The 23,637-nt window shown below is 63.0% G+C and carries 27 protein-coding genes and 1 pseudogene; 13 read left to right on the top strand and 15 right to left on the bottom strand.

What is annotated here, in order from left to right; genetic code table 11:
- Entirely contained in the window at positions 1-1,167 is a 1,167-nt protein-coding gene (gene sucC / locus HCR84_RS04430; RefSeq protein WP_166984081.1) for an ADP-forming succinate--CoA ligase subunit beta, read from the bottom strand.
- Positions 1,168-1,333: 166 nt separating this feature from the next.
- On the opposite strand from sucC, the gene HCR84_RS04425 reads away from it, so the two are divergent.
- Entirely contained in the window at positions 1,334-2,125 is a 792-nt protein-coding gene (locus tag HCR84_RS04425; RefSeq protein ID WP_166984082.1) for an oxygenase MpaB family protein, read from the top strand.
- On the opposite strand, the gene HCR84_RS04420 is transcribed toward HCR84_RS04425, so the two are convergent.
- Positions 2,126-3,016 carry a cyclase family protein gene (locus tag HCR84_RS04420; protein ID WP_208322116.1) on the bottom strand — a complete coding sequence of 297 codons (891 nt, stop codon included), beginning with the start codon at positions 3,014-3,016 and terminating at the stop codon, positions 2,126-2,128.
- A 70-nt stretch (positions 3,017-3,086) separates the two neighbouring features.
- Between HCR84_RS04420 and HCR84_RS04415 the strand changes: the two genes are divergently transcribed.
- Complete coding sequence (locus HCR84_RS04415; RefSeq protein ID WP_166984083.1) at positions 3,087-3,536, top strand: MarR family winged helix-turn-helix transcriptional regulator; 450 nt, start codon at positions 3,087-3,089, stop codon at positions 3,534-3,536.
- Between the two features lie 319 nt (positions 3,537-3,855).
- Here HCR84_RS04415 and HCR84_RS04410 read toward each other — a convergent pair.
- Positions 3,856-4,437 (bottom strand): annotated as a pseudogene (locus HCR84_RS04410) (recombinase family protein).
- Positions 4,438-4,804: 367 nt separating this feature from the next.
- Between HCR84_RS04410 and HCR84_RS04405 the strand changes: the two are divergent.
- On the top strand, positions 4,805-5,272 hold the full coding sequence (locus HCR84_RS04405) for a GNAT family N-acetyltransferase (protein WP_166984084.1): 468 nt from the start codon (positions 4,805-4,807) through the stop codon (positions 5,270-5,272).
- Between the two features lie 198 nt (positions 5,273-5,470).
- Here the strand turns inward: HCR84_RS04405 and HCR84_RS04400 are convergent, their stop codons facing one another.
- The 7 genes from HCR84_RS04400 to HCR84_RS04370 form a co-directional block, all read right to left on the bottom strand.
- Entirely contained in the window at positions 5,471-5,980 is a 510-nt protein-coding gene (locus tag HCR84_RS04400; protein WP_166984085.1) for a hypothetical protein, read from the bottom strand.
- 131 nt (positions 5,981-6,111) lie between these two features.
- Positions 6,112-6,621, bottom strand: coding sequence for a GrpB family protein (locus HCR84_RS04395; protein ID WP_166984086.1), 510 nt, complete (start codon positions 6,619-6,621; stop codon positions 6,112-6,114).
- Between the two features lie 89 nt (positions 6,622-6,710).
- A complete protein-coding gene (locus HCR84_RS04390; RefSeq protein ID WP_166984087.1) occupies positions 6,711-7,307 on the bottom strand; it encodes a hypothetical protein in 597 nt (198 codons plus the stop codon).
- Between the two features lie 359 nt (positions 7,308-7,666).
- Positions 7,667-8,140, bottom strand: a complete 474-nt coding sequence (locus tag HCR84_RS04385) for a GNAT family N-acetyltransferase (RefSeq protein WP_166984088.1) — start codon at positions 8,138-8,140, stop codon at positions 7,667-7,669.
- A 447-nt stretch (positions 8,141-8,587) separates the two neighbouring features.
- Complete coding sequence (locus HCR84_RS04380) at positions 8,588-8,905, bottom strand: DMT family transporter (RefSeq protein ID WP_166984089.1); 318 nt, start codon at positions 8,903-8,905, stop codon at positions 8,588-8,590.
- Positions 8,905-9,258 carry a DMT family transporter gene (locus HCR84_RS04375; protein WP_166984090.1) on the bottom strand — a complete coding sequence of 118 codons (354 nt, stop codon included), beginning with the start codon at positions 9,256-9,258 and terminating at the stop codon, positions 8,905-8,907. Before HCR84_RS04375 ends, HCR84_RS04380 begins: the two co-directional genes overlap by 1 nt.
- A complete protein-coding gene (locus tag HCR84_RS04370; protein WP_166984091.1) occupies positions 9,255-9,782 on the bottom strand; it encodes a TetR/AcrR family transcriptional regulator in 528 nt (175 codons plus the stop codon). The genes HCR84_RS04375 and HCR84_RS04370 overlap by 4 nt, the downstream gene beginning before the upstream one ends.
- Positions 9,783-10,183: 401 nt before the next feature.
- Between HCR84_RS04370 and HCR84_RS04365 the strand changes: the two genes are divergently transcribed.
- Both HCR84_RS04365 and HCR84_RS04360 read left to right on the top strand, forming a co-directional pair.
- On the top strand, positions 10,184-10,435 hold the full coding sequence (locus HCR84_RS04365) for a type II toxin-antitoxin system Phd/YefM family antitoxin (protein WP_166984092.1): 252 nt from the start codon (positions 10,184-10,186) through the stop codon (positions 10,433-10,435).
- Positions 10,432-10,692: a Txe/YoeB family addiction module toxin gene (locus HCR84_RS04360; RefSeq protein WP_166984093.1), complete on the top strand. Its 261-nt coding sequence runs from the start codon at positions 10,432-10,434 to the stop codon at positions 10,690-10,692. The genes HCR84_RS04365 and HCR84_RS04360 overlap by 4 nt, the downstream gene beginning before the upstream one ends.
- A 212-nt stretch (positions 10,693-10,904) precedes the next feature.
- On the opposite strand, the gene HCR84_RS04355 is transcribed toward HCR84_RS04360, so the two are convergent.
- Positions 10,905-11,207 (bottom strand): hypothetical protein, encoded by a 303-nt coding sequence (locus HCR84_RS04355; protein WP_166984094.1) that lies wholly within the window; start codon positions 11,205-11,207, stop codon positions 10,905-10,907.
- A 183-nt stretch (positions 11,208-11,390) separates the two neighbouring features.
- On the opposite strand from HCR84_RS04355, the gene HCR84_RS04350 reads away from it, so the two are divergent.
- The 3 genes from HCR84_RS04350 (at position 11,391) to HCR84_RS04340 (ending at position 13,046) form a co-directional block, all read left to right on the top strand.
- A complete protein-coding gene (locus tag HCR84_RS04350) occupies positions 11,391-12,320 on the top strand; it encodes a CPBP family intramembrane glutamic endopeptidase (RefSeq protein WP_166984095.1) in 930 nt (309 codons plus the stop codon).
- 239 nt (positions 12,321-12,559) lie between these two features.
- Entirely contained in the window at positions 12,560-12,790 is a 231-nt protein-coding gene (gene relB / locus HCR84_RS04345; protein WP_166984096.1) for a type II toxin-antitoxin system RelB family antitoxin, read from the top strand.
- Positions 12,774-13,046, top strand: coding sequence for a type II toxin-antitoxin system RelE family toxin (locus tag HCR84_RS04340; RefSeq protein WP_166984097.1), 273 nt, complete (start codon positions 12,774-12,776; stop codon positions 13,044-13,046). The genes relB and HCR84_RS04340 overlap by 17 nt, the downstream gene beginning before the upstream one ends.
- Positions 13,047-13,474: 428 nt before the next feature.
- Here the strand turns inward: HCR84_RS04340 and HCR84_RS04335 are convergent, their stop codons facing one another.
- From HCR84_RS04335 to HCR84_RS04325, 3 genes are read right to left on the bottom strand one after another with little or no spacing between them, the layout of a single operon-like run.
- Complete coding sequence (locus tag HCR84_RS04335; protein ID WP_166984098.1) at positions 13,475-14,533, bottom strand: FUSC family protein; 1,059 nt, start codon at positions 14,531-14,533, stop codon at positions 13,475-13,477.
- Between the two features lies 1 nt (position 14,534).
- Positions 14,535-16,934, bottom strand: a complete 2,400-nt coding sequence (locus HCR84_RS04330) for an ATP-dependent helicase (protein WP_166984099.1) — start codon at positions 16,932-16,934, stop codon at positions 14,535-14,537.
- Between the two features lie 12 nt (positions 16,935-16,946).
- Positions 16,947-17,951 (bottom strand): glycerophosphodiester phosphodiesterase family protein, encoded by a 1,005-nt coding sequence (locus HCR84_RS04325; RefSeq protein ID WP_166984100.1) that lies wholly within the window; start codon positions 17,949-17,951, stop codon positions 16,947-16,949.
- 136 nt (positions 17,952-18,087) lie between these two features.
- Here HCR84_RS04325 and HCR84_RS04320 point away from each other — a divergent pair, with 136 nt between their 5' ends.
- From HCR84_RS04320 to hrpB, 4 genes are all read left to right on the top strand, one after another.
- Positions 18,088-18,891, top strand: coding sequence for a Bax inhibitor-1/YccA family protein (locus HCR84_RS04320; protein ID WP_166984101.1), 804 nt, complete (start codon positions 18,088-18,090; stop codon positions 18,889-18,891).
- Positions 18,892-19,024: 133 nt separating this feature from the next.
- Positions 19,025-19,270 carry a FitA-like ribbon-helix-helix domain-containing protein gene (locus HCR84_RS04315; RefSeq protein WP_166984102.1) on the top strand — a complete coding sequence of 82 codons (246 nt, stop codon included), beginning with the start codon at positions 19,025-19,027 and terminating at the stop codon, positions 19,268-19,270.
- On the top strand, positions 19,267-19,686 hold the full coding sequence (locus HCR84_RS04310) for a type II toxin-antitoxin system VapC family toxin (RefSeq protein WP_166984103.1): 420 nt from the start codon (positions 19,267-19,269) through the stop codon (positions 19,684-19,686). The genes HCR84_RS04315 and HCR84_RS04310 overlap by 4 nt, the downstream gene beginning before the upstream one ends.
- An 11-nt stretch (positions 19,687-19,697) precedes the next feature.
- Entirely contained in the window at positions 19,698-22,283 is a 2,586-nt protein-coding gene (gene hrpB, locus HCR84_RS04305) for an ATP-dependent helicase HrpB (RefSeq protein WP_166984104.1), read from the top strand.
- Positions 22,284-22,363: 80 nt separating this feature from the next.
- Here hrpB and HCR84_RS04300 read toward each other — a convergent pair whose 3' ends face one another.
- Positions 22,364-23,005 (bottom strand): FBP domain-containing protein, encoded by a 642-nt coding sequence (locus tag HCR84_RS04300; protein WP_166984105.1) that lies wholly within the window; start codon positions 23,003-23,005, stop codon positions 22,364-22,366.
- 197 nt (positions 23,006-23,202) lie between these two features.
- Between HCR84_RS04300 and HCR84_RS04295 the strand changes: the two genes are divergently transcribed.
- The gene (locus tag HCR84_RS04295; protein WP_166984106.1) at positions 23,203-23,601 is read left to right on the top strand and encodes a hypothetical protein; all 399 of its coding nucleotides are present in this window, start codon (positions 23,203-23,205) and stop codon (positions 23,599-23,601) included.
- The last annotated feature ends 36 nt before the right edge of the window (positions 23,602-23,637 follow it).

Genomic DNA, 23,637 nt, shown 5'->3' with positions numbered 1-23,637 from the left:
TCAGCGGGCGTTGGCGAGTTCGGCGGCCTTGTCGGCGCCCTCGTCCATCGTCGCGGCAAGCGTGACAAGCGGGTGGTCGGCTTCGGCGAGGATGCGTCGGCCCTCGTCGACCTTGTTGCCGTCGAGTCGCACGACGAGCGGCTTGTTCGCGCTGTCTCCGAGCTCGGCGAGCGCTCCAACGATGCCCTTTGCGACGGCATCGCACGCGGTGATACCGCCGAACACGTTCACGAAGACCGACTTGACCTGCTCGTCGCCGAGAATGACGTCGAGTCCAGCAGCCATGACCTCGGCCGACGCGCCGCCGCCGATGTCGAGGAAGTTGGCGGGCTTCACGGTGCCGTGGTTCTCGCCGGCGTAGGCGACAACGTCGAGCGTCGACATGACGAGTCCTGCACCATTTCCGATGACACCAACCTCGCCGTTGAGCTTCACATAGTTGAGGTCCTGAGCCTTCGCCTTCGCCTCAAGAGGGTCAGCCGCTGTCTTGTCTTCGAGGTCGGCGTGGTCCGGGTGACGGAAGCCGGCGTTCTCATCGATGGAGACCTTGCCGTCGAGAGCGATGATGTCGCCCTCTTCCGTGAGAACGAGCGGGTTGACCTCGACGAGCGTCGCGTCTTCTCCCGTGTACACGTCGTAGAGCTTCACGAAGACAGGAGCGACCTTCTCGACGAGCTCCGCGGAGAATCCCGCTGCGACGGCGATCTCGCGGGCCTTCGCCTCGTCGATGCCGGTGCCCGGGGTGACCTCGATGCGAGCGAGAGCCTCAGGCTTCTCTACAGCGAGCTGCTCGATCTCCATGCCGCCCTCAACGCTGCACAGCGAGAGGTAGGAGCGATTTGCACGGTCGAGCAGAACCGAGAAGTAGAACTCCTCGGCGATGCGGGCGCCCCCGGCCACCATGACGCGCTTCACGACGTGGCCCTTAATGTCGAGGCCGAGAATCGCGCGTGCTGCCTCTTCGGCCTCGTCCGGGTTCTTGGCGACCTTCACGCCACCGGCCTTGCCTCGACCACCGATCTTCACCTGGGCCTTTACAACGACGACACCGCCGAGTTTCTCTGCTGCTGCGCGCACCTCCTCGGGGGTGTCCGCGATGATTCCCGGAAGAACCGGGACCTCATGCTTTTCAAACAGGTCTCGTGCCTGGTACTCGTAAAGATCCACGTAGGTTCCTAACCGCTTTCAGGGGGCGTTGCGTTGTATTGTCCGAAATTCGCGACATGCTCAGCATTCTCGACGCCGAGAGAAAATCGCCACCCCTACTTTACTCTGGGTCATCCCCGGTGCCGGGCGGCCTTTCGCCAGACGGAACAGCGCGTACGCTGAAGCGATGCGGCAGGTGCGTGAGCTGAGAGATGTTGCGGCGGAGGCCGTGCTCATCGTCGGCGGCGGATCGGCCATTCTTTTGCAGATCGCCGATGAACGCGTCGGCCTGGGAGTGGCGCACCACAGCGACTTCGCATCGCGCCCTCTCGACCGTCTGCACGCGACGCTCACGTATGTCTATGTTCAGGCGTACGGAACCGCTGCCGAGCGGCGTTATGTCGCCCGCAAGGTCGGCGTGGCACATCAGCCCGTCAGGTCGGATGCCGCGGGGCAGCGCCCCGCTTATTCGGCGAGCGATCCCGACCTGCAGCTCTGGGTCGCCGCCACCCTGTACCGCACGGCGATCGGTCTGCACGAGCGCGTGTACGGGCCTCTCCCCGACAAGACAACGGAGCATATCTATCGCGAATATGCCGTGCTCGGCGCGGCACTGGGAATGCCAAAGAGTCTCTGGCCGACCGATCGCGCCGCCTTCGACGACTACTGGAGCCGGGCGCTCTCCGCCCTGCGGGTGACGCCCGAGGCACGCCGTGTCGCCCGAGACCTTCTGCACCCGCGCATTGCTCCCCTCTGGCTGAAGGCGGCAATGCCCCTCGCACGCCTCGTCACCGCAGGCCTGCTCGACGACACGCTCCGCGATGCCTACGGCCTCCCCTGGTCATCGTCGAGACAGCGTCGCTTCACCGCATTCATGACAATCACGCGGATGCTGTGGCCGAGGCTGCCCCGAGGCATCCGCCACCGACCGGCCATACGCTATCTTCGCCGTGTGCGTGCCGAGATGACGTCGCATTGATCAGAAGATCGCGAGGGGGTTGACCGGCACTCCGGTGGCACCACGCAATCTGAGCGGAGCGAGAGTGAGCAGAAACGTCCACCGACCCAAGCCGTCACAGACTGTCGACAGTTCGTCGACGTCAGCCAGGTCGACAAGGGGCATTCCGAGCCGGGCGAGGCCGACCTGGTGAAGCGGCATTGGAAGCTGACGGTCAACGGGCGGATGAGCGTCGCCGATGTCACCTGCGTAGACGGCCACGTCACGCTCGTGCATCCACGCGATGGCATCGAGCGTCATACCGGGCATCGGCTCCCCCATGTCGCGCGTCGCCGACCAGCCGCCCCGAACCACGAGCGCGTCACCGGGCTCCACGTGAACGCCAATTCGTCGCTCCGCAGCATCGAAGTCTGCGCCGGTGACCGGATGCGCTGATGGCAGCCTGCTCCCCGGGCTCAGGTCAAGCAGAACGCCGCGAGTGACCACACCATCAGCGAACGCGGCGGTCGAACCGTGACGAACGCCGCCGGCGTCAACCGCATCGGCCAGTGGGCGCCCCGGGTAGATCTCTCCGTCGACGGGCACATGCACGACAGCATCCAGATGCGTAAGACCAGCGTGATGCGGTGACATGATCAGAACCTCAGCCATCGCCATCGGCGGCGCGCCGGTGTACAGCATTGCCTGCAGCACGGGTGGTGACGAGGGCGTGGGCGGGGCGAACGGGCCGCCCATCATCGATGCCGGGTCAACGGGCATTGCCAGTGACACCGACGTGCCGACCCTGGCCTCGGCAACGGCCCGAGCCCGCACGTCGTCCGTGATCAGGTTCAGAGTTCCGATTTCGTCATCGATGCCCCAGCGCCCCCAGTTACTCGGAAGCATTTCGGTTGAGTGGTCGTCGAGTTCCATTTTGTCTCCTCGATTGTCAACGTTATTGACAATCGTAGATATCATTGTTGTACACCACAAGGAGGTCTCCATGGGGAATGCACGCGACGGCGAACAAAGTACGGCCGAGCTCCTCCGTGACGCCTTTCGTTGGTTCGCCGACGGCGTTGAGGTGCGAAGCGCCGAAGACGGCGAGCCAGAGCTGAGCCCCGGGGCAACCATGATGATGTCCTATCTCGGCGATGCTCCGCTGAGCCCCAGCGTCCTTGCGCGGAGAATGCGTGTCAGTCGCCAGAGAGTCCACGTCGTCGTGCGCGAACTCGTGAGCACCGGAATGGCACTGCTCGAACAGAATCCGCTGTCTGGGCGTGAAAAGCTCATCCATGTGACGTCCCAAGGGCAACTCAGGCGCCGGCGTGTCATTGATGCACTGCGGTCTCGTGACCGCCGTGCGGCTCGAGAGCTTGGCGACTCTGAGCTCGCGCAGCTACGCGACCTTCTCATACGCCTCAACGCCGTATCGCCGTCAGACACGGTGTGACGTCGCATCGCGCACGGTCTCGAGCGCGACATGCGCGTCGCGGCCGTGATATCAGCACGCAACTGCGTCAACGTGCGCGGTTCGCCCGGGGTTCCCCCTTGCGCCGCTGCGCGCCTTCGCTGTGATCGCCGCATCGAACTCTGCGCGGACCTCTATCTGTCGATGTCCGAAGTCGTCGGCACGGCGCGACCTGGGATTCATGTCCGGTGTTGGGGACTACGAGCAAACGGCTGTCCGTACTCATGTGCATGATCGGTGTCTTGCGTGGCGCTCGACGCTAGCTGGCGATTCTGTGAACGCCGGTTCCGCAATTCGTGCGCTAATCGGTGAGTGCTCGTGACCGTCGGTAGAAGGTTGCGCAGGACATTCCGATGCCGCGTGCGACCTGTGCTACTGACTGGCCGCTCTGTACGAGGTGGGGGCATTGCGGATCTGGCTGTTGGTGATTCGCCGTCGGCGTCCGCCGAGATCCTTGCCAGCGATGCGTCGTTTGCTGATCGAGTCAACGATGCGCTCACGCTTGATTTGGTGTTCCATCTGCGCGAGTGCTGCCGTGACAGTGAACAGCATCGAGCCCGTCGGCGTGGACGTATCGACGTTGCCGCCTCCAAAGTTCAGCACGCGCAATCCTGCACCTCGAGCGCGGAGCTCGTCTGCGAAGGCGAGCATGTTCTCTGTCGATCGGCCCAACCGATCCAGTGTCGTGATGACGAGGGGTGTCGCCGGTTTCGACTGCTTCGATCGCACGATCGAACTGGGGGCGAGATGCACGGGCACCGGAAACTCCGTGATCGGTGTACAGATCATCTCGGCGGACGCCCGCAACCAGAAGGTCCGCTTCTTGGCGATCCGTCGACTGCTCACTGGTAGACACTCGTGCGCAGCCGATCAACTTTGCCATTTCAGGGATCTCCAGGTGCCTCGCACCTAAGCGCGAATACCCGTATCTAATCAATCACTTATGAGACATAGTTATGAGAATCGCCGAGCCTGGGAAAATCGCGAAGAAAAAAGTTGGTACTCAACCCCTCATGAGACGTCTCGTATACCTAGGGTTATGAGACACATTTCGCGCCATCGGGTCGCGGCGTCCAATGCCGGAAGGCTGGACCTTTTCCAGCATCTTGCGATCGAATGCCAGCAATGCGCCTGGCAGTTCACGTCCAGGAGGAGGCCCCGCGACTTCTGCCGAAACGATCGTTATCTGGAGCACCTTGTTCGATCAGTGAGCGTTCGTCGAGGCGGCGCTTGGTGGGTAGGCTTCGCTCATGTCGGTTCGAAGAGCAGCAGAGGCAGACGTCGATCGGTTGAGTGCCCTCAGCATCGGTATTCAACGGTTGCACGCGGAAGGAAGACCCGACCTTTTCAGAGCACCTGATCACGAGGCACTGCACACGTTCCTCGCCGAGCAGCTGGCTAACGGAGCGATCGTCCTCATCGCGGACCTCGACGGCACGGCCGCTGGCTACCTGCTCGCAGAGATCAATGCGCGACCTGCGAATCCATTCCGTCACGCGTCCAAGAGCCTGTACGTCCACCACATCGCGGTTGACCCCGCCATGCAGCGGCGCGGCATCGGCAAGCAGCTAATGGACGCTGCGGTCACTGTCGGGCGCGCGAAGAACGTTGATGCCGTGAGGCTCGATTCATGGTCCTTTAACCACGACGCACACACGTTCTTCGAGGCAGAAGGTTTCACGCCGCTCAACGTGGTCTTCGAGCGACGACCTCTCTGAATGCCCCTACCAGGGCACAGCCCGACAGATGATGCTGAGAGATCAACTGACTGTCTCGTAACCTCTGTGTCTCATAACGCATGGGTTTTGAGACAGGTAGGTTACGAGACACCGGGCGGTAGGCGTGCGCTGGCAGACTGATCGCACGATCTCTTCGTGCGAGCGAGATCGCAGGAATGTTGCCTATGCGCGTAGGGCCTAGCCCATCAACATCGGTTCCGTGTCGAGTTCCACTGATCCGAAGGGGAAAGGGTAGAAGAAAGTCCCTGTTCCGTCCCAGTCAGTGATTGGGATCATCGCGAACCAGATCTGGCTGATCGCGACGGATACGACGGCCAGGATCGCGATGGCGGCAGCGGCCCGATCTAGATATCGGATGGCTGAGGGAACGTCTGCCGCGCGGCGGAGCACCATGGTAAGCGCTCCGAAAGCGACTGCGGCGATTGCGATAAAGACCAACGCGCTGGGTTGAAGCGTGAGGTTTATACACATCGGCGCGGTATCAGTAGCGTTCCCGGCGGCGTCGATGAAACTGCCGTCAGCCTCGACACCACCTGGACAGTACCCCTTGCTGCCTGTCATGAACATTGAGTAGCCGACAGCTGCGACTAGACCGACCACGAGTAGACGCCGAACGCGAGCGACGATCTCAGCTCCAGGCAGAGAGGACGCCTTCAGCGATATTTCCGACCTTGAGGTTTGAGACACGATGACCCTCCTTGTGCGTTGAACACGACACTATCGACCGCGTCAGCGGGGATCTACCCGAGACGGCGCTCAGTCATAGAGATCCCAGACTCCGGGGTCTCTCATCCCATGGGTTTCGAGACGTTCAGCTCTCAGCAGGTTCGGTCGAACGAGTCGTTCGCGAGGATTTCGGACACGACAGATGATTTCGCTCTGGTGTACTCGCCCCATCCATCCGCCAACGCTGCCGCCTCCCGTTCGACGGCGAGGTATTTCTCCCGGCTCTCCTCATTCGTCAGCAGGATGTCGCGGAAGCGCAGCCGCTTGTTCCACTCCTCACCTTGAAACTCGAAGATGTGGATGACGAACAACCGAGCGGAGCGATCCGGATAGCTGAGCCATGCGTGGTCGGCTCGTTTTCCCTCAAGGTCGAACCCGAGCCGCGCTAGCTCGCGACCAGCAAGCATAATCTCATCCGCAACCATGCCGACCGCTAGATCGACGACCGGCTTCGCCGGTAGCCCTGGAACAGACGTGGATCCAATGTGCTCGATCTTGGCGTTAGGTAGGTGCTCTAAGATTTCGACCGCCATCTCAGCGGCCTTTCGCGCCCACGCTTCGTGCTCACTGGCAACGAGAGTTACGCGCTCGTCGGATGCCATCCGACGAGTTTCGCAGAAATCAACTGACTGTCTCGTAACCTCGGTGTCTCCTAACGCATGAGTTACGAGACGTCGAGGTTACGAGACGCTCAGATGAACGTGCTCAACGCGCGCCGGTAGCTGTCACTGTTCTCACGTGTTGCAGCGGTGGTGAGAAGCGAGTTCTCGCCGACTCTGCGGATGAACTCACCCGAACAAGGAATGGTCACGATCTTCGTCAGGCCGGCACGCCACGCCGGGATCAGTGCCGGCAGATCACGCCGCTCGGGTTGGTTCTCGAGTTGCGTCGGCATCGCCGCCAAGTGAGCATCCATTCCGCGTTGTGACCAGATGCTGTACGAGTCGTCGAACGCGCTGTCTCCGAAGTTGTCGCGCCAGTTGCGTCCGACTATCCGGTGGAGATGGTTGGCGCGTTCAGTTGAACCGTCCGCGGTGTTCTGAAGCTCCTCGAACAGTCCTGGGTCACTGTCCTGACCCACGTGCGCCACGGCGGCTTGCCAGATGCCGGGCCACGCGGCCTCCCACTCGTCGCGAGTTTCGGCGCTGACCGCAGAATCCTGAACGGTCACGGGCGTGTCCAATAGCAACGGAGGAAGGTTTTCACTTTGAGGCCGCAACTCATACGCCTCCCGGACCCAGAGCAACTCCAGAAGGGTGTGAGGTCGATCCTCAACGGTGATCGACATGTCGTGCGGCCACGGGTTGCCCGGTATTGGTGCGCTGGATCTCATAGTCCCACTCTCAGTTCCACTCATCCTTGCCGTCTCGCGTGCTCGAAGCAACGATCTGCAAATCTGATCTGGCGCTGAAGACGGTGCACCTGTCTCGTAACCTCGGTGTCTCCTAACGCATGGGATAGGAGACAGTCAGCACGGCACGGACCACGTCCGTGAGTCACCTCGTATCCCTAGGGATATGCGACAGTCGTCGTGTCGAATAGGAGGCACCCGCACGGTACATTCACCGGGCAGAGTAAACGGCCATCGTGGCGGCGGCGGGAATGGCGTAACCGCCCGCATCACGCTGGGAGAGATAGCCCGACCGGCTATGGGGCGGACTCTTCGAGCAGGCGAGACATACCGCGAACGCCTGGCCGAGCGGATTCCGCGATGGTCACGAATCCGGCGCGCTCGTAAGTCCGGATCGCAGGCTCGTTTCCGACGATGACATTCAAGGTCAGTTCAGACGCGCCAAGTCTGCGTGCCTGTTGAATCGCGTTGTCTACCAGAACGTGAGCGAGCCCGCGCCCGCGCATCTGAGGTGCAAGGATGATGCGGCCGATGCGTGCTGTTCCGCTCTGCAATGAGAAGTCGAAGTGGCCAACCGGGGTGTTGGTCTCGTCGTCAACCAGCATCCATGCGGTGAATCCGTTACGCCCTTCCATTTCCGCGAGTTGTGATTCGGTTAGAGGCCAGTGCAGTCGCGGCCCTGTGAAGAGGTACAACGCGTCGGCATCGGGTACCCAGCCGACAACGAGCCGCCGGTCGTCGGTCGTGCGCGGGAGAACTCGGAACATCATGACCTCATTCTCTACACCGAATCCAATCGTCAGCCCGCGTAGGAGCGATGCGGAGATGTGTCTCGTAACTTCGGTGTCTCCCAACCCATTGGATACGAGACACCTCTCTGCGACTCGGATGGTGTTCACGCTCAAGCGGCGACAGTGAGACGTCTCACATCGCTAGGGTTATGAGACACATTTCGCGCTATCGAGTCGCGGCATCCAATGCCGGGATGCTGGACCTTCTCCAGTATCTTTCGTTCAAATGCCAGCAATGCGTCTGGCAGTTCACGTCCAGGGGGTGGCCTCACGACTTCCGCCGAAAACGGTGGCGGTCTCAACCGGTCAACGCACCACCGGGCACTTCAAGCGTAGAACGAGAGCGGATCTGGGAGCGCTCAGCAGGTGGTGCGTGCTTGATTGCAGGGGAGCTCCGAGGGCAGTCCGAAGACTCGGGGTCCTGCATTAGTGGGCGCCGCCGGCTTCGATGAGCAGCACGCCGCCGACGATGAGGATGATGCCTATGCCCATCAGGAGCGTGAATGGCTCTTTGAAGGCGAACTTCGCGATGATCGCGGTGAGGGCGACGCCGGCTGCTGCCCAGATGCCGTAGGCGATGCCGAGTGGGATACCGTTCGCGAGGGTGAGGGTGAGCATCGCGAATGCGACGAGGTAGCCGACGGCGACGCTGGCGTACCAGCGCTTGTTGTCGACTGCGAGGCGGAGGGAGACCGTGCCTGCGACCTCGAAGAGGATCGCGGCGATGAGGAAGATGTATGCCATCACGCGACCTCGGCCTTCTTGATCACTGCTTGTGCGCCGAGCTCGACGCAGAGCACGCCGGCGATGATGACGACGATGCCGATGCCCATGAGGAGGGTGATGGGCTCGTCGAAGACGATGAGCGATCCGATCGCGGTGAGCGCGACGCCGCTGGCGCCCCAGATGCCGTAGGCGACGCCGAGCGACATGCCCATGCGCAGCACGAGGCCGAGCAGTGCGAATGCGGTCAGGTAGCCGACCGCAACGACGATGTAGAACACGGGGCTCTCGAGTGCGGCCTTGAGCGATAGCGCCGCCGTGACCTCGGACGCGATGGCGCCTGCGAGGAGCAGCCACCTCTTCGTGTGCTTCATGCTGCTGTTCCTTCGGTGACGAGGCGGTGTGCGATTGCGATGACGGCGTCTCGCTCGTCGTCGCGGAGGGTCGGGATGGCCAGGGAGTCGTTGAACCATGCGCCGTCGGCGATGAGGCGGGCGGCGCGGAGCGCTGCGCGCTGGGTGGCGGTTCCCGTGATGTCGAGACCGAACCACGGATGCAGTCGTTCGGTCCACTGCTGCGAGAGCTGGTCGCGGATGCGCACGTCGACCATGAATGCGAAGTCGCTGAGGTCGAAGTCGCCGGCGAGCGCATAGTCGACGTAAGCGCGCAGTCGCTCGACCGCGCCGTCCGCGTCGTGTGCGTGTGCTGTGAGGCCCGCCTCCCAACGGTCGATGACGCGACCCACCACGGACGCCGTCAGGATCTCCTTGGTGGCGAAGTGGTGCACGACGCCCGGCTTCGTCAACCCCGCCTCGCGCGCAACGGCGTCGAATGTGAGGGCCTCGCCGCGGCCAAGCACTGCGACGGCGTGATCGAGGATCTCGGCGGAGGAGGACATGCCACCAAGCTACCTACCATATGTATGGTAGGTCAACTTCACCTGGAGTTGGATTGGCCGACCTCTTGCCGTCGTTGGCGCTGCGTCTGGCTTCGCTTGGAAGTGATGCGCACGACTCTCGACCGCCTCGGTCGGTCGACGCAGAACATGCTCGCCTTTGCGGACGAGCAATGATGTCTCCCACGGCATGAGACCCCGCGAGCAGCCGACAAACACGCTTACGAATGGTGTCTCGTAACCTCGGTGTCGTAACCCATGAAATATGAGACGTTCCGCAGCGCGATGATCGATAGCCGGGCTGGGTGAGGATCAACATGCCACGGATAACCGTCAATCTGCCCGCGGAGAGCTTCCCACGGTCAAGTGGTACACTATTCTGTACCACTCACCAAGGAGTCATCATGCCCGCAATCACAGCAACTGAAGCACGCAAGAGCCTGTTCGGACTCATCCAGCGCGTCAACGATGACCACACTGCGGTCGAGGTTGTTTCCAAGCACGGCAACGCAGTTATCCTCTCGAAAGACGACTACGACGCAATCACCGAGACCGCTTACTTGCTGCGCAACTCCGCAAACGCTGAGCGTCTACTCGACGCGATCGAGCGCGCTCGACGCGGCGAGTTTGAACAGCACGATCTTCTCGAAGCATGAGCCGCGCGCTCGCGTTCGACAAGAACGGTTGGGAAGACTACGTCTATTGGCAAACCCAAGACCGCAAGACACTCAAACGGATCAACACGCTCATCGCAGACGTGCTCCGCGACCCATTCACCGGGATCGGAAAACCGGAACCACTCAAGCACATCCTCAGCGGCGCCTGGTCGCGGCGCATCGACGAAACGAACCGACTCGTCTACTACGTCACCGACGACCACATTGTGATCCTCCAAGCACGCGATCACTATTGAGGGTCACGATAAACTGCCCTCTTCCGCCGGCCGCCCGCAACTCGCTCCGATCCGCTTGGCCCTCGTTGTAGAAACCCTCAATCGATCCGCTTTATAGAGAGGTCAAGCTGTCTCAAAACCTGAGTGTCTCGTAGCCCATGCGTTCCGAGACACCCCTCTGCGACTCGGATCATGTTCACGCTCAAGCGGCGGCGGTGAGACGTCTCACATCGCTATGGTTTCGAGACAGTTCGTGGCATCAGGCGCGGCACCCTGCCGGAAGCCTGGAAGTTCTCCAGCGTCTTGAGACCCAATGCCAGCAATATGAGCGCGACGAAGACGACAGGAATCTGCCACAACAGGTGGAGGATGTGCAGCGTTGGTCGGGTAAACCCCAGCGCCCTCCATCCAGTACCTGCTCGACGCAGGCCCCAATGGATCACAACCAGCAGCAGAGCCGCATGCACGGGAAGTGTCACCCCCAGCACTACAAGACCGATTTCCCTAGCTCCGGGTACCAAAATAATGACAAGCACCGCTATCCCAAGTGTCAGCACTGTGGCCACAACAGCCGAAAAGAGTGAGGACCAAACTCTGGCGTAAGTTAAGCGGCGAATGAAGATTCGTGGAACTGGATGCGGGCAAAGTAACCACAGAGGGTGGACTAATCGTCATACGCCCATCCTTACGCATCAAAACCCAGCGCATTGAGTGACGTCATGGCAACGGTCGGGGATTTTTACTGGGATAGCATTCAGCACATGGAATCTTCCCCAACGAATGGAGACCGTGAGACCGCGAACAAGTCCGGCCTGATCGCCCGGTATCCCGTTGCAAGTTTCTTCATCCTCGCGCTCGCAATTTCATGGATCGCGTGGAGTCCGTGGTGGCTCGGGCAGGATGGTCTCGGATTGCTCCCGATACCTGGCTCCCTTCAGGTGATAGCACTGGTGAACCCACTTGGCATCTTCGGCCCGGCCGCTGCCGCCCTCATCGTCATCCGAGCCACCGATGGCCATGCCGGAGTCCGTCGCTTCTGGGGACACGTAACTAGTCTTCGACTTGGTCCGCTCTGGTGGAGTGCGGCCCTGTTAGGTGTCCCCGCAATTCTGTTAGTCGGGGTAATACTCCTGCCCGGCACGCTAGGTTCCTTCACGACCGATGGACTGACCGAAGTCCTGATGATCTACCCTGTGCAACTCCTCGGCATCGTCTTCCTCGGCGGCGGCTTGGAGGAAATCGGGTGGCGCGGGTTCGCCCAGCCTAAGCTTCAAAAGAAAACTTCACCGCTGGTGGCAGCACTGCTGATCGGTATCGTCTGGGCCGCATGGCATGCGCCCCTGTTCCTGACTCAAACGTGGGATACACCCCGCAGCACTATTGCGCAGGTTCTGCTGTACGTGGTCGTTGTCATGGGGCTTTCAGTGATCATGGCGTGGGTGCGCAACGGCAGCGGTAGCACCCTTGCTGCGGTCCTGGCCCATTCATCGGTCAATGGATCTCTCGGCGTTTTGGTAGTCGCGTTCCCCGGATCGCTCGTCGAAACTACGAATTGGTGGGGACTTGGCATCATCCTGGCCGCTGCAGTGGTTGCTATGCTGACAAAGGGTCGCCTCGGTGAACGTGAAGTCACCGTGAACGCCCAGTAATAATGGCGCGGCATGCGTAGTCCACGGTGCCCGGTAAGGGTTCCGCTTGCGGGCGCCGAACATCGGCGTTGAGCGCTGGAATCAGACCGCATTCCCGAAGAAGTGTCTCGCAACCTCGGCGTCTCCTAACGCATGGAATGTGAGACATCACTTGTCCAGCGGTTTCGCAACGGAGTGCTCTGTGCAGCTGAGGTGTGAGATACTTGAATACATCAAATACAAGTATTCATGCGGAGGTTATGATGCCGACAACGGTTCGCCTTAAGGACGATATTGAGGCGCGGATCAAGCGACTGGCTGTGCAGACGGGTAGGCCGCAGAGCTTCTACATCAACCAGATGATCGAGCGGGAGATTGACCGGGTTGAGTGGGAGTACTCGATCTTGAGCGACGTCGAGGCTCACCGCGCGGGTCAGCTCGAAACCGTCTCCAATGATGAGCTGAAGGCTGAGCTTGGCCTGGACGATTGAGTACGCACCACGCGTCGTAAAAGCGTTCAAGAAAGATCTCGATCGTGAAATTGTGCGGCGCTTGATCTCGAAGCTCGAAGAGGCTGCCGGGCTGGATGATCCGACCGCGACGGCGAAGCCGATGCGCGGCACTCTCAGGGGGCTGTGGTCGTACAGGATCGTTGGTGGCTACCGAGTGATTGCCGATGTTCAGGCTGACCGGCTTGTGATCTTCGCCGTTGAAGCCGGAGCCAGAAGAGACGTGTACGAGGACTAAAAGAAACAGCCGTCACGGGGCAGGAATCGCACCTCTCCCGTGCCCTGCTCCACCTCTGAAATTCACCTAGTCTTGGGCGGTTCTGAGGGCAGTGCCTACTTCTCGAGGAAGCATCTGCGAGTGGCCCGGGCGTCTCGTAACCTCACCTGTCGCATAACCCATGCGATATGAGACACCGTCAGTGCCCTAGGGATCGAGGTGCGCACACAAGTGTTGAGGACTTCGGACAACATCGAACGTTGACACTATCGGCACCTCCCACACCCGATGAGTAGCCGCGCGGCTATCGTGCGCTTTCCCTCGATCTTCGTGGTCGCGGTCTCTCGGCACGCGATCCGGGTTTGACAATTGCCTCTGTCGCATCGTCGGTCGTCGGTCGTCGGTCGTCGGTCGTCGGTCGTCGAGACAGTTTGGCGCACGGTAGCCGACTATGGCGTCGCTGGCTCAGGGCCGACGCGAACAAGCCGCGCCAGCAGCACCATCGACATTCCGACCATCGCCCCCAGAGCCGTCTCGACAGCACGGTCGATGAGAATGTCGGAAACAGAGGTCGCCGGACTCGACAGGTGCACCATCAGAAGTGCGAGCGGCGTGATGAAGACCAGTGCCGTGCCGTAATGACGGCCGACGAAGATCTCCGCACCGAACTGGCACACGACAACGATGACGATCAACAGCCAGACCGGCGGATGCCCCCACAGCACCAGCGCCGTCACGACCACGCCCGCAATCGTGCCGAACGTGCGGTGCAGCGTGCGCGAAATGGAGTGCGCAGCTCGCACCGGCGGCACGACAGCAACGAGGCTCACAACCGCCCAGTACGAGTGCCCTAGCTCCAGGAGCTCGGCTACTCCCCCGGCAATGATGGCACCGACGGCGAGCTGCCCGATGTTGAGCCACACAGCCGGGTCGCGCCATGCTTGCGGGCGCAGCACTGCTCGCCGAGGCAGCGGCTTCAGAAGCTTGAAACTCGCCGTGACACGATCCACATCACGCCCGAGCCGCAGCAGCCACCCCGACATGGTCACCACGAGCGCAAAGCTCGCCGAGGCGACGGCGATCAGCACGGAGAGGCCGGCCTCGCCCTCGCGCACCGGAATCAGCGCGCACACGAGAAACGCGAACGTGAAGAACACCGGCGTCGGCGGATGCAGCGACAGCGTGCGGCACAGCAGCACGCCGGCAGCGAGCACAACGACGAGCCCACCGACGAGAAGGCCCGTGTTCGGCCCCGTCGTCGAGATGAGCACGCCACACGCGATCAACGCAACGAGCATCGCTCCAGCCGAGCCCGCCGTGCGCAGTCGCGTTCGGTACACCTCGCTGCGGCCGTACAACGACGTGAACGCCCCGAACGACGCATAGAGCGCCAGGTCGAGTCGGCCAAACAGCGCAAGCGTGATCAACGGAACGGCGACAGAGATTCCCGCCCGCGTGGCCACCTCGACGTCGAGCGCGTGCAGCGAATACACCAGCCGCTTCGGCATGTTAGAGCTTCTCGATAGGAGCGATCTTGATCAGGAGCTTCTTTGCGCCCGCGTTGTCGAATTGCACGTGCGCCACGCGCTTCGTTCCCTCACCCGTCACGTTCTGAACACGCCCCTCACCGAAATCAGAGTGACGGATGCGGTCGCCCGCCGCGAGCTCGAGATCACCGTTGTCGCGCACCGTGTTCGTTACCTTGTTGGGCCACTCCTTCTTCTCTGCGCGTGGCAGAGCCTGCGCATCCGTTCCCCGTCTCTGCGACCAGCGGTTGGCATTGAGCGCCCGCGACTGGGTGCCGCCGCGCGAATTGACGGAGCCGGGCGATTGCCGCCACTCGATGAGTTCAGCCGGAATCTCCTGCAGATACCGGCTCGGCATCGCCACGGCGGTCTCGCCGTACTGAGCACGGGTCATGGCGAGCGAGAGAAACAGCCTCTTGCGGGCACGCGTGATGCCAACGTAGAACAGCCGACGCTCCTCGGAGGGACCGCCCGGCTCATTTGCCGACATGCGATGCGGCAGCAGATCTTCTTCGATTCCCGTGAGAAACACGCTGTCGTATTCGAGGCCCTTCGCCGTGTGCAGCGTCATGAGCGAGACGGTTCCACTCGCGTCGTCGAGGTCGTCGGCAGCGGCGACGAGCGACACCTCTGTGAGAAAGTCGAGAAGCGTTCCGTCTGGGTTGTTGCGCTCGAATTCTTTCGTGACGGCAACGAGCTCGTCGATGTTCTCTGCGCGCGCTTCGTCTTGCGGGTCGCGGCTCATGCGCAGCGAGTCGATCAGGCCGCTCTTCTGCATGAGCGTCGTGAGCACCTCGCTCACCTTGCCCTTCTCGGCGAGCGCCGCAGCCTCGTCGAGCACGGCAGACAGGTCGCTGATGGCGCGCGTCACCTTCGGCCCGAAACCCAGAGTGGATGCTTCGCGCAGAGCCTCGCGCAGTGACGTCTCGGCGTTCTCGGCAAAGCTGGCGAGCTGCGTGATTGTCGCCGGGCCGAGGCCGCGCTTCGGTGTGTTGATGATGCGGCGAACGGCGAGCTCGTCTGCGGGGTTCATCACGGCGGTGAGATAGGCGAACGCGTCTTTGATCTCGGCGCGCTCATAGAACTTGGTGCCGCCCATGATTTTGTAGGGAAGCGCCGAGCGCACGAAGATCTCTTCCAGTGCGCGCGTCTGCGCATTTGTGCGGTAGAAGACGGCGACATCGCCGTACGCGACGCCATCCGAGTGAAGCCGCTCGATCTCATCGGCGACGAACTGCGCCTCATCGTGCCCGGAGTACCCGGTGAAGCCGATGATCTTGTCGCCGTCGCCGATGTCTGTCCAGAGCTTTTTGTCTTTGCGATCGAAGTTGTTCGAGATCACCGAGTTCGCCGCCGAGAGGATGTTCTGCGTCGACCGGTAGTTCTGCTCGAGCAGAATCACCTTTGCCCCGGTGAAGTCGCGCTCGAACTCGACGATGTTGCGAATGTCGGCCCCGCGGAACGCATAGATCGACTGGTCGGAGTCGCCCACAACGGTGAGCGACGCCCCCTCGAGCGTTCCCGGCAGAAAGCCGTCGCCCTCTGGCTCGCGCGTGAACTCGCGAATAAGTGAGTACTGCGCATGGTTCGTGTCTTGGTACTCGTCGACGAGAACGTGCCGAAACTTTTTGCGGTACAGCGACGCCACCTGCGGAAACGCGCGAAACAGGTACACGGTCTGCGCGATGAGGTCATCGAAGTCGAACGCGCTCGCCCGCTGAAGCTCGCGCTGATAGTCGCGGAAGATCTCGACGAAGGCGACTTCGTTGGGGTCAGACATATTCGCATTGCGCGCGTAGGCATCGGCATCCGCCAGCTCATTCTTGAGCTTGGAGATCTTTGCCGAGGCATTTGCCGGGGTGAACCCGAACATGTCGGCGTCGTGGCGCTTGATGATGCGCTTGAGCAGCACGCGCGAGTCTGACGAGTCGTAGATTGTGAAGTTCTTGCTGAAGCCGACGTTTTCGGCCTCGCGCCGCAGAATGCGCACGCACGCCGAGTGGAATGTCGAGATCCACATGCCCTCTGTGCGACCGCCGAGCAGATCTTCGACGCGCTCACGCATCTCGGCCGCTGCCTTGTTTGTGAACGTGATGGCAAGAATCTGGCTTGGCCACGCCTCGCGATTTTCGATGAGGCTCGCGATGCGGTGCGTCAGCACGCGGGTCTTGCCCGACCCCGCCCCCGCGACGATGAGCAGCGCCTTGCCTCGGTACTCAACGGCTTCGCGCTGCTGGGGATTGAGACCATCGAGAAGATGATCGGATGCGCTCGCACCGCCACTCGGAATGGCTGCGGTCGGCCAGTCGACGATCACCGGGGTCGTGGAGTCGCCCGCGCCCGGATTGCTGCCGTGTGCGTCAGAAGTCGTGGAACTCGTCATGTTCCGTCAATTCTAGGCTGTGCGGCTGACAGCCCGCGCCTGCACGGCGAGGTCGGTGTGATCGGCGAACACACCGTCGACGCCTGTGGAGAGAATCTCGCCGAACTCGCGCTGCCAGTCGCCGAACGCGCAGGGCTCGTCGCCGAACCGGTGCCGCTTGTCGAGAAACGCGTTCTCGGGGCGCAGCGTCCAGGTGTACACCGTGAGCTCGCGCCGATGCGCGCGCGCCACGAGGTCGCCGACGCTGCGTCCGAGGGGCGTCCACGGCAGCAGGTATCCCTTGTCGACGCTGATGCCGTCGACAACCGCCGCCAGCTCCTCGAGCCCGGCATCGGTGAGGTCGTCCGCGTACGTCGCGGCCGCTGTGCCATCGCGCGCCACCCGGTCGGCTGGGGCGCCCGACTTTTCGATGAGGTAGACGAAGCGCGCATCGATGCCGCGCCCCTTCAGCCGTTCGAGCACGCTGATCTCGAAGCACTCGATCACGAGACCCGTCTTCGCCGCCCACTCCGTGCCCCGAAGCTCGCCCTCCAGAAGGTCGTCAAGCGGCAGACCGATCGATTCGAAGTACGTGGCGTGCTTGATCTCGACGACGATGCCGACGCGACACACAGACGCGTCGTTGTGCTCGCGCAGCAGCTCGAGCAGGTCTGCGAGACGCAGCATCCGCTCTGTCCCGTCGTACTCGGCGCTGCCCGGTCGCAGCTCGGCGATCCGCTCGCGCACCCGCAGCGTCTCCAGCTCGCTCCAGTCGAAATCTTCGGTGAACCAGCCGGTGATCTCCGAGCCGTCAATAGTCTTCGTCGTGCGCCGGTCGGCGAATTCCGGATGCTGCGCCACATCGGTCGTCGCGCCGATCTCGTTCTCGTGGCGCACAACGAGCACGCCGTCTTGCGTTGCAACGACGTCGGGCTCAACGGCGTCTGCCCCGAGCTCGAGGGCGAGCCGGTAGCTCGCGGCCGAGTGTTCGGGGCGGTAGCCGGGGGCGCCGCGGTGTGCGATGACACGTGGGATCATGCGTCAAGGCTAGGGCGCACACATCGCGCGCTCCAAAGAAACTGAGGATTCGCCCGGCACTCTGCGGGAACATAGACGCATCCGATAGCGTTGTACGCAGTATTCCACCCCGATACGAGAGTAGGGATCACGCCTCATGGCCATGAACAACCCGGCATTCCGCAACGCCGGCTTCCAGCGCGGCGGAACGGCCGCAGCGCAGAAGGCGCAGCAGTCGAACATGACAGCTGAGCAGCTGCAGCAGATGTATGAGCAGCCCTCCGCGACGGCAGTCCAGACCGACCGCATGACTGTCGAAGACACGCTGGGCAAATCGATCATCGCGTTCGGCATCCTGCTGGTTGGCGCAGCGATCGGCTGGTTCATTCCGGCTCTGGCGATTCCGGCGGCCATCGCCGGCTTCGTTCTCGCCCTCGTCAACATCTTCAAGAAGGAGCCGTCCGCCCCGCTCGTGCTCGCCTATTCGGGTGTTCAGGGGCTGTTCGTCGGTGGAATCTCCGGCATTTTCGAGGTTATGTACCCCGGGATCGTGAGCCAGGCCCTCCTCGGCACCGTCGTTGTCTTCGGCGTCACATTTGCCCTCTTCGCGAGCGGCAAGGTTCGTGCCTCCAAGCGGGCGACAAAGGTATTCATGATCGCGATGATCGGCTACGCCGCCTTCTCGCTGATCAACCTTGGTCTGATGATCTTCGGTGTGAACGACGACCCGTGGGGTATGCGCGGTGCTGAGATCATGGGCATCCCGCTCGGCCTGATTCTCGGCGTGCTCGTCGTGATCATGGCCGCGTACTCGCTCGTGCTCGACTTCGACTTCATCAAGCGCGGCTCAGAGAACGGGCTGCCCCGCAAGTTCGCCTGGACCGGCGTCTTCGGCATCGTCATGACTGTCGTGTGGCTCTACCTCGAGATTCTGCGCATGATCGCAATCGCCCGCGATTAGCCAGCACATCTGAGATACCAAAAAGTGTCGCTGATTCCTCTGGAGTCAGCGACATTTTTTGGCATCTCACCTGAGGCTCCGCATGGATGACAGCAGCGAGTGCTAGCATTGATGGCAGACGGAGGAATTTCTCATGGCTGCGATCAGCGTGCGTGATCTCGATGATGACGTCAAAGCAAAGCTTCGAGCTCGGGCGGCCGCCAACGGCCGTTCTATGGAGGCGGAGATTCGCCTCATTCTGAGCGATTCTGTGAGCGATGCAGCGCAGCCGGTCGGCCTCCTTGATTTCCTCTTGGAGGGCGCTCAGCGCATTGGCGGAGTCAACCTGACGCTCCCTCCACGGTCAGATAGGCCGCGTTCGCCGGATTTCTCAGAGTGATCGTCGTCGATTCGAACATCGTGTCTGAGGTGATGCGGCCATGGCCCGCGCCTCAGCTCGTCGCCTGGATACGCTCTCATTCTCCCGAGGAACTCGTCACGACAGCAGTTACGGTGGCAGAAATCAGGTATGGGATTGCGCGACTTCCCGAGGGGCTGCGACGAACTCAACTCACGGCACTGGCCGAGCAAGCACAGCAGTTGTTCGGAGAGTTCGTCCTGCCGTTCGACACGGCGGCGGCACGCGCATACCCACAGATCGTGAGTTCTCGAGATGCGGAGGGACGACCGATCAGCGGGTTCGACGCGCAGATAGCCGCAATCTGCGTGAGCCGTGGATTCACTCTCGCGACGCGGAACGTCAGCGATTTTGAGAGTCTCGGTCTCACCATCATCGATCCCTGGTCGACGACGTAGACAATGAAGCGATGACCGCGCACCGCCACCGCTTCGACCTTGACCGCATCGGTGCAGGGCTCGTCGTCTCGCAGGCAGCGGACGAGCTCGCAAACGCCTGCGCATCGGGGGCGGTCGTCGTCACGGCCCCGCCGGGAACAGGCAAGACAACCGTCGTGCCACCCCTCCTGGCCAATCTGCAGCGCGGCACGGGACGCGTCATCGTCACTCAGCCTCGGCGCGTCGCCGTTCGCGCCGCCGCCCGGCGTATCGCCGAGCTTGACGGCTCCCCGCTCGGCGGCCCCGTGGGCTTCACCGTACGCGGCGACCGGCGTGTTTCTGACTCCACCCGCATCGAGTTCGTCACCCCCGGTGTTCTCCTGCGGCGGTTGCTCAGCGATCCCGGCCTCGAGGGCGTCGACGCCGTCATCCTCGACGAAGTGCACGAGCGCTCCCTCGACGGCGATCTGCTGCTCGGCATCCTGACCGAAGTGCGCTCCCTGCGCGACGATCTGACGCTCGTCGCGATGTCAGCCACCCTCGACGCCGCGGCCGTCGCCGACCTCATCGGAGCCCGCGTCGTCGACGCTCCCTCGACACTCCACCCGCTGACCGTTGACTACCGACCCCCGAGCGGCCCGCGCCTCGGCACCCGCGGAGTGACGAGGGAGTTTCTCGATCACCTCGCCGATACCGCCCTCAACGCGCAGCGCACGGACGGCTGCGACGCGCTCGTCTTCGTACCGACCGCGCGCGATGTCGACGAACTCGTGACGCGGCTGCGCTCACGCTCTCAGGCGTCGTCCGTCGACGTGCTTCCGCTGCACGGACGCTTGGGCCCACGGGATCAAGATCGCGCAACGTCGGGCCGGCAGCATCCCGCAGACTCGCCTCGCATCGTCGTGAGCACCTCGCTTGCCGAGAGCTCACTCACGGTTCCCGGAGTCAGGTTGGTTGTGGACGCCGGGCTGTCGCGCGAGCCTCGTCGCGATCAGGCCCGAGGCATGTCGGGCCTCGTCACCGTCAGCTGCTCGCGCGCGAGTGCCCATCAGCGAGCGGGCCGTGCGGCGCGGCAGGGCCCCGGTCGGGTTGTGCGCGCCTACAGCGAAGCTGATTTCGCCGCGTTTCGTCCGGACGTGGACCCCGAGATCACGGCGACAGATCTCACCGACGCCGCCCTCGTGCTCGCCGCGTGGGGAACACCAGAGGGACGTGGGCTTCCGCTGCTCACCGCCCCGCCCGCGGAATCGCTCCGGCAGGCTGTCGCGACCCTCGAGGCACTCGACCTGATCGACGACAACGGTCGGCCAACGGCGCTCGGAGCGCGCATCGCCTCGCTGCCTCTCGGAGCCCGCGAGGCCCGCGCGCTGCTTGTCGCCACCGGCCGGATCGTCGATGAGAAGACAGCGCTTCCGCGGGTCGATCCCCGCAACGCCGCCGAGGTCATCGCCGCGCTCTCCGGTGACGCGCGTGAGCCCGGCGCCGACCTCGATGCACTCCTGCGCTCGCTGCGACGCGGCGAGAACCGCGGCACGGCGCGGTGGCGCACCGACGTCGAACGGCTCACGCGAATCGTCGAGAGGATGCCGGCACCGCGCGGTTCCGACGCGCCACCGGTCAACGTGGGGCCGCAGAGCGCCACGGGCGTCATCGCCGCGCTGTCGCGACCAGAATGGATCGCCCGCCGCGCCGATTCGGAATCCCGCAGCTACCTCCTCGCCAGCGGCACGCGCGCTGCCCTTCCCGAGGGGTCACCGCTCATCGGGAGCGAGTGGATCGCCGTGTGCGGCGTGCAGCGCGCCGAAGGCCGTGCCGCCGATGGAACCGGTGCTGTGGTGCGACTCGCTGCGGCACTGCACGACGAGGATGCCCTTCGCACCGGCCAGGTCACAGAGTCTCGGCAGACCAGCGTCGAGAATGGGCGCCCCCGCGTCCGACTCGAACGCCGGGTCGGTGCGATTCTCGTGTCGTCGACGCCCTCGGCGCTGCGTCCAGGCGAGACCACGGCGGCACTCGCCGCGCATCTCAGGGCCGCGGGCCCCGGCATCCTGCCCTGGTCTGACGCCGCGACAGCGCTGCGTCGCCGCCTCGCGCTCGTGCACCGACAACTCGGCGCCCCGTGGCCCGATGTCACCGACGCGGCGCTCCTCGAGCGTCTCGACGACTGGCTCGGCCCCGACCTGAGCGCCGCACCACGCGGTTCGGCCTCTCTGGCCAATATCGATGTCGCCTCGGCGCTGCGACGCCTGCTGCCCTGGCCGGAGGCCGGGCGTCTCGACGCGCTCGTACCCGAGCGACTCGAGGTTCCCTCCGGCTCGCGTGTGCGCATCGACTACCCAGCGGATCCCTCCTCGCGACCGATCGTCGCCGTGAAGCTGCAAGAGGTCTTCGGCCTTGCCGAGACCCCTCGCCTTGTCGAGGGCAGCGTCGCCGTGCAGTTCCATCTGCTCTCGCCAGCCCGCCGCCCCCTCGCCGTGACAGACGACCTTGCGTCGTTCTGGAACGGCGCGTATCAGGATGTTCGCCGAGAAATGCGCGGCCGGTATCCGAAGCATCCCTGGCCGGAAGATCCGTGGTCGGCGCCCGCGACAGCGCGCACGCGGAGCCGCACGAAGTGACACGCCGAAAAGTGTCGCTCATCCCATCGGGGTACGAGACACTTTTTGGCATCTCATTTGAAACGGGATTGTTCGCGGAGCTACGCGGTCTTGAGGATGTCGGCGGTGAACCCGTGCACGCGTTCGAGCAGCCGCTGCGACCTGGTCTCGACGAGATCGGGCTGAAGCGGCTGCGATGGCGTAATGCGAATCAGCATGGGGCACGCGAGATCCTCACAGATGTAGGTGCCGATCGTGTTGCCGTTCAGCCCAGCCTCCCCTGCCCGCGGCGCGCTGAACATGCGCACCTGCGTCGCGGGCTGCGATGATCGGCAGAATGAGCACATTGCGGCGATGCCGCGTGTGAGACCTCCGGATGCCGCACGCACGACGACGCCGACAGGCCGGTCACCCGCCCAGTGCACGATGTAGCCGAGCCGAGCAGCTTGTGGATCACGCCAGCCCAAGAACTCGCGCTCGTGCCAGATCGTCTCGTGCAGCCCGGGGAGCGGCAGCCGATCGAGCTGCTCGGGCGTTGCATTCACAAATGACGAGCGGATGTCGTCTGCGGTCAACGGCCTCATTCCAGCATCCTGCCTCTGGACGGGCAACAGTTCAAGTGTGCAGTACTCGGGCCCGTCAACCGCAACATAATCTCCCACCATTTCTCCCGGCTGCTCGACGTCACGAAAAGTGCCGAGGATCGCAGAGTCAACGCCAGCTTCTGGCACCCCGACAGACACTGGCAGGGATCCGCACTCGACGAGCCACAGCCAGCGAGTCCGAGCAGCGCTCCAGAAGCCATAAGAAGCCCCGCTGTGCGTGTTCGCCATCGAACTGCCATGTCCTGACTCTCGCAATAGCGGTCGCTTGGCTCACTGCCGGTAGGATCCATCTCAGCCGAGCCAAAACTCGGGTAGCTCGAACGATCGGGAGCACGGTGCACAGCAACGACATGATCATGCTCGCACTCGAGTTTGCGACGTGGATCGCCTTCGGCATCTGCGCGCTTCTCGCCGTGGCAGCGCTTGTCGTTCGCCTGACGAGCGGCCAGTGGGAGCGCACACAGGCCTACGTCATCGACGACGGAGACCGCACGTTCGTGCGGTGGTTTCACGATGCCGGAACCAGCGCGGGCGAAGCCCAGCTCAGCCGCGCGCAGGTTGCCCACCTCGACGGTCGCCTCGAAACCGAGCTGTACTACCGGGTGAACCGCCCAGGCACGATCCGCTTCCATCAACCACGCTCACACGCGCGCGCCCTCGGCTTCTGCGCTCTCGGGTTTCTGGTGGTCGGCATCGCAACAACCGTCGCCCAGCTCTTTCTGATGGGCGTGTAACCCGGCGCCAGCCCGTCCTCCAGACCGGCGGGCTCA

This window comes from Paramicrobacterium fandaimingii (genome assembly GCF_011751745.2).
In the GTDB taxonomy this organism is placed as follows: Bacteria; Actinomycetota; Actinomycetes; order Actinomycetales; family Microbacteriaceae; genus Paramicrobacterium; species Paramicrobacterium fandaimingii.
The sequence above is the reverse complement of the archived record's forward strand: the minus strand, read 5'-3'. Positions and strand labels throughout refer to the sequence as shown.

Coding starts and splice junctions, on each gene's coding strand:
- hrpB (WP_166984104.1), top strand. CDS start 19,698: ATGACCGCGCACCGCCACCGCTTCGACCTTGACCGCATCGGTGCAGGG.
- HCR84_RS04420 (WP_208322116.1), bottom strand. CDS start 3,016: ATGGAACTCGACGACCACTCAACCGAAATGCTTCCGAGTAACTGGGGG.
- HCR84_RS04375 (WP_166984090.1), bottom strand. CDS start 9,258: ATGAAGCACACGAAGAGGTGGCTGCTCCTCGCAGGCGCCATCGCGTCC.
- HCR84_RS04315 (WP_166984102.1), top strand. CDS start 19,025: ATGGCTGCGATCAGCGTGCGTGATCTCGATGATGACGTCAAAGCAAAG.
- HCR84_RS04390 (WP_166984087.1), bottom strand. CDS start 7,307: ATGTCGATCACCGTTGAGGATCGACCTCACACCCTTCTGGAGTTGCTC.
- HCR84_RS04330 (WP_166984099.1), bottom strand. CDS start 16,934: ATGACGAGTTCCACGACTTCTGACGCACACGGCAGCAATCCGGGCGCG.
- HCR84_RS04385 (WP_166984088.1), bottom strand. CDS start 8,140: ATGATGTTCCGAGTTCTCCCGCGCACGACCGACGACCGGCGGCTCGTT.
- HCR84_RS04325 (WP_166984100.1), bottom strand. CDS start 17,951: ATGATCCCACGTGTCATCGCACACCGCGGCGCCCCCGGCTACCGCCCC.
- relB (WP_166984096.1), top strand. CDS start 12,560: ATGATGCCGACAACGGTTCGCCTTAAGGACGATATTGAGGCGCGGATC.
- HCR84_RS04350 (WP_166984095.1), top strand. CDS start 11,391: ATGGCAACGGTCGGGGATTTTTACTGGGATAGCATTCAGCACATGGAA.
- HCR84_RS04395 (WP_166984086.1), bottom strand. CDS start 6,621: ATGGCATCCGACGAGCGCGTAACTCTCGTTGCCAGTGAGCACGAAGCG.
- HCR84_RS04405 (WP_166984084.1), top strand. CDS start 4,805: ATGTCGGTTCGAAGAGCAGCAGAGGCAGACGTCGATCGGTTGAGTGCC.
- HCR84_RS04360 (WP_166984093.1), top strand. CDS start 10,432: ATGAGCCGCGCGCTCGCGTTCGACAAGAACGGTTGGGAAGACTACGTC.
- HCR84_RS04370 (WP_166984091.1), bottom strand. CDS start 9,782: ATGTCCTCCTCCGCCGAGATCCTCGATCACGCCGTCGCAGTGCTTGGC.
- HCR84_RS04415 (WP_166984083.1), top strand. CDS start 3,087: ATGGGGAATGCACGCGACGGCGAACAAAGTACGGCCGAGCTCCTCCGT.
- HCR84_RS04380 (WP_166984089.1), bottom strand. CDS start 8,905: ATGGCATACATCTTCCTCATCGCCGCGATCCTCTTCGAGGTCGCAGGC.
- HCR84_RS04365 (WP_166984092.1), top strand. CDS start 10,184: ATGCCCGCAATCACAGCAACTGAAGCACGCAAGAGCCTGTTCGGACTC.
- HCR84_RS04320 (WP_166984101.1), top strand. CDS start 18,088: ATGGCCATGAACAACCCGGCATTCCGCAACGCCGGCTTCCAGCGCGGC.
- HCR84_RS04335 (WP_166984098.1), bottom strand. CDS start 14,533: ATGCCGAAGCGGCTGGTGTATTCGCTGCACGCGCTCGACGTCGAGGTG.
- HCR84_RS04425 (WP_166984082.1), top strand. CDS start 1,334: ATGCGGCAGGTGCGTGAGCTGAGAGATGTTGCGGCGGAGGCCGTGCTC.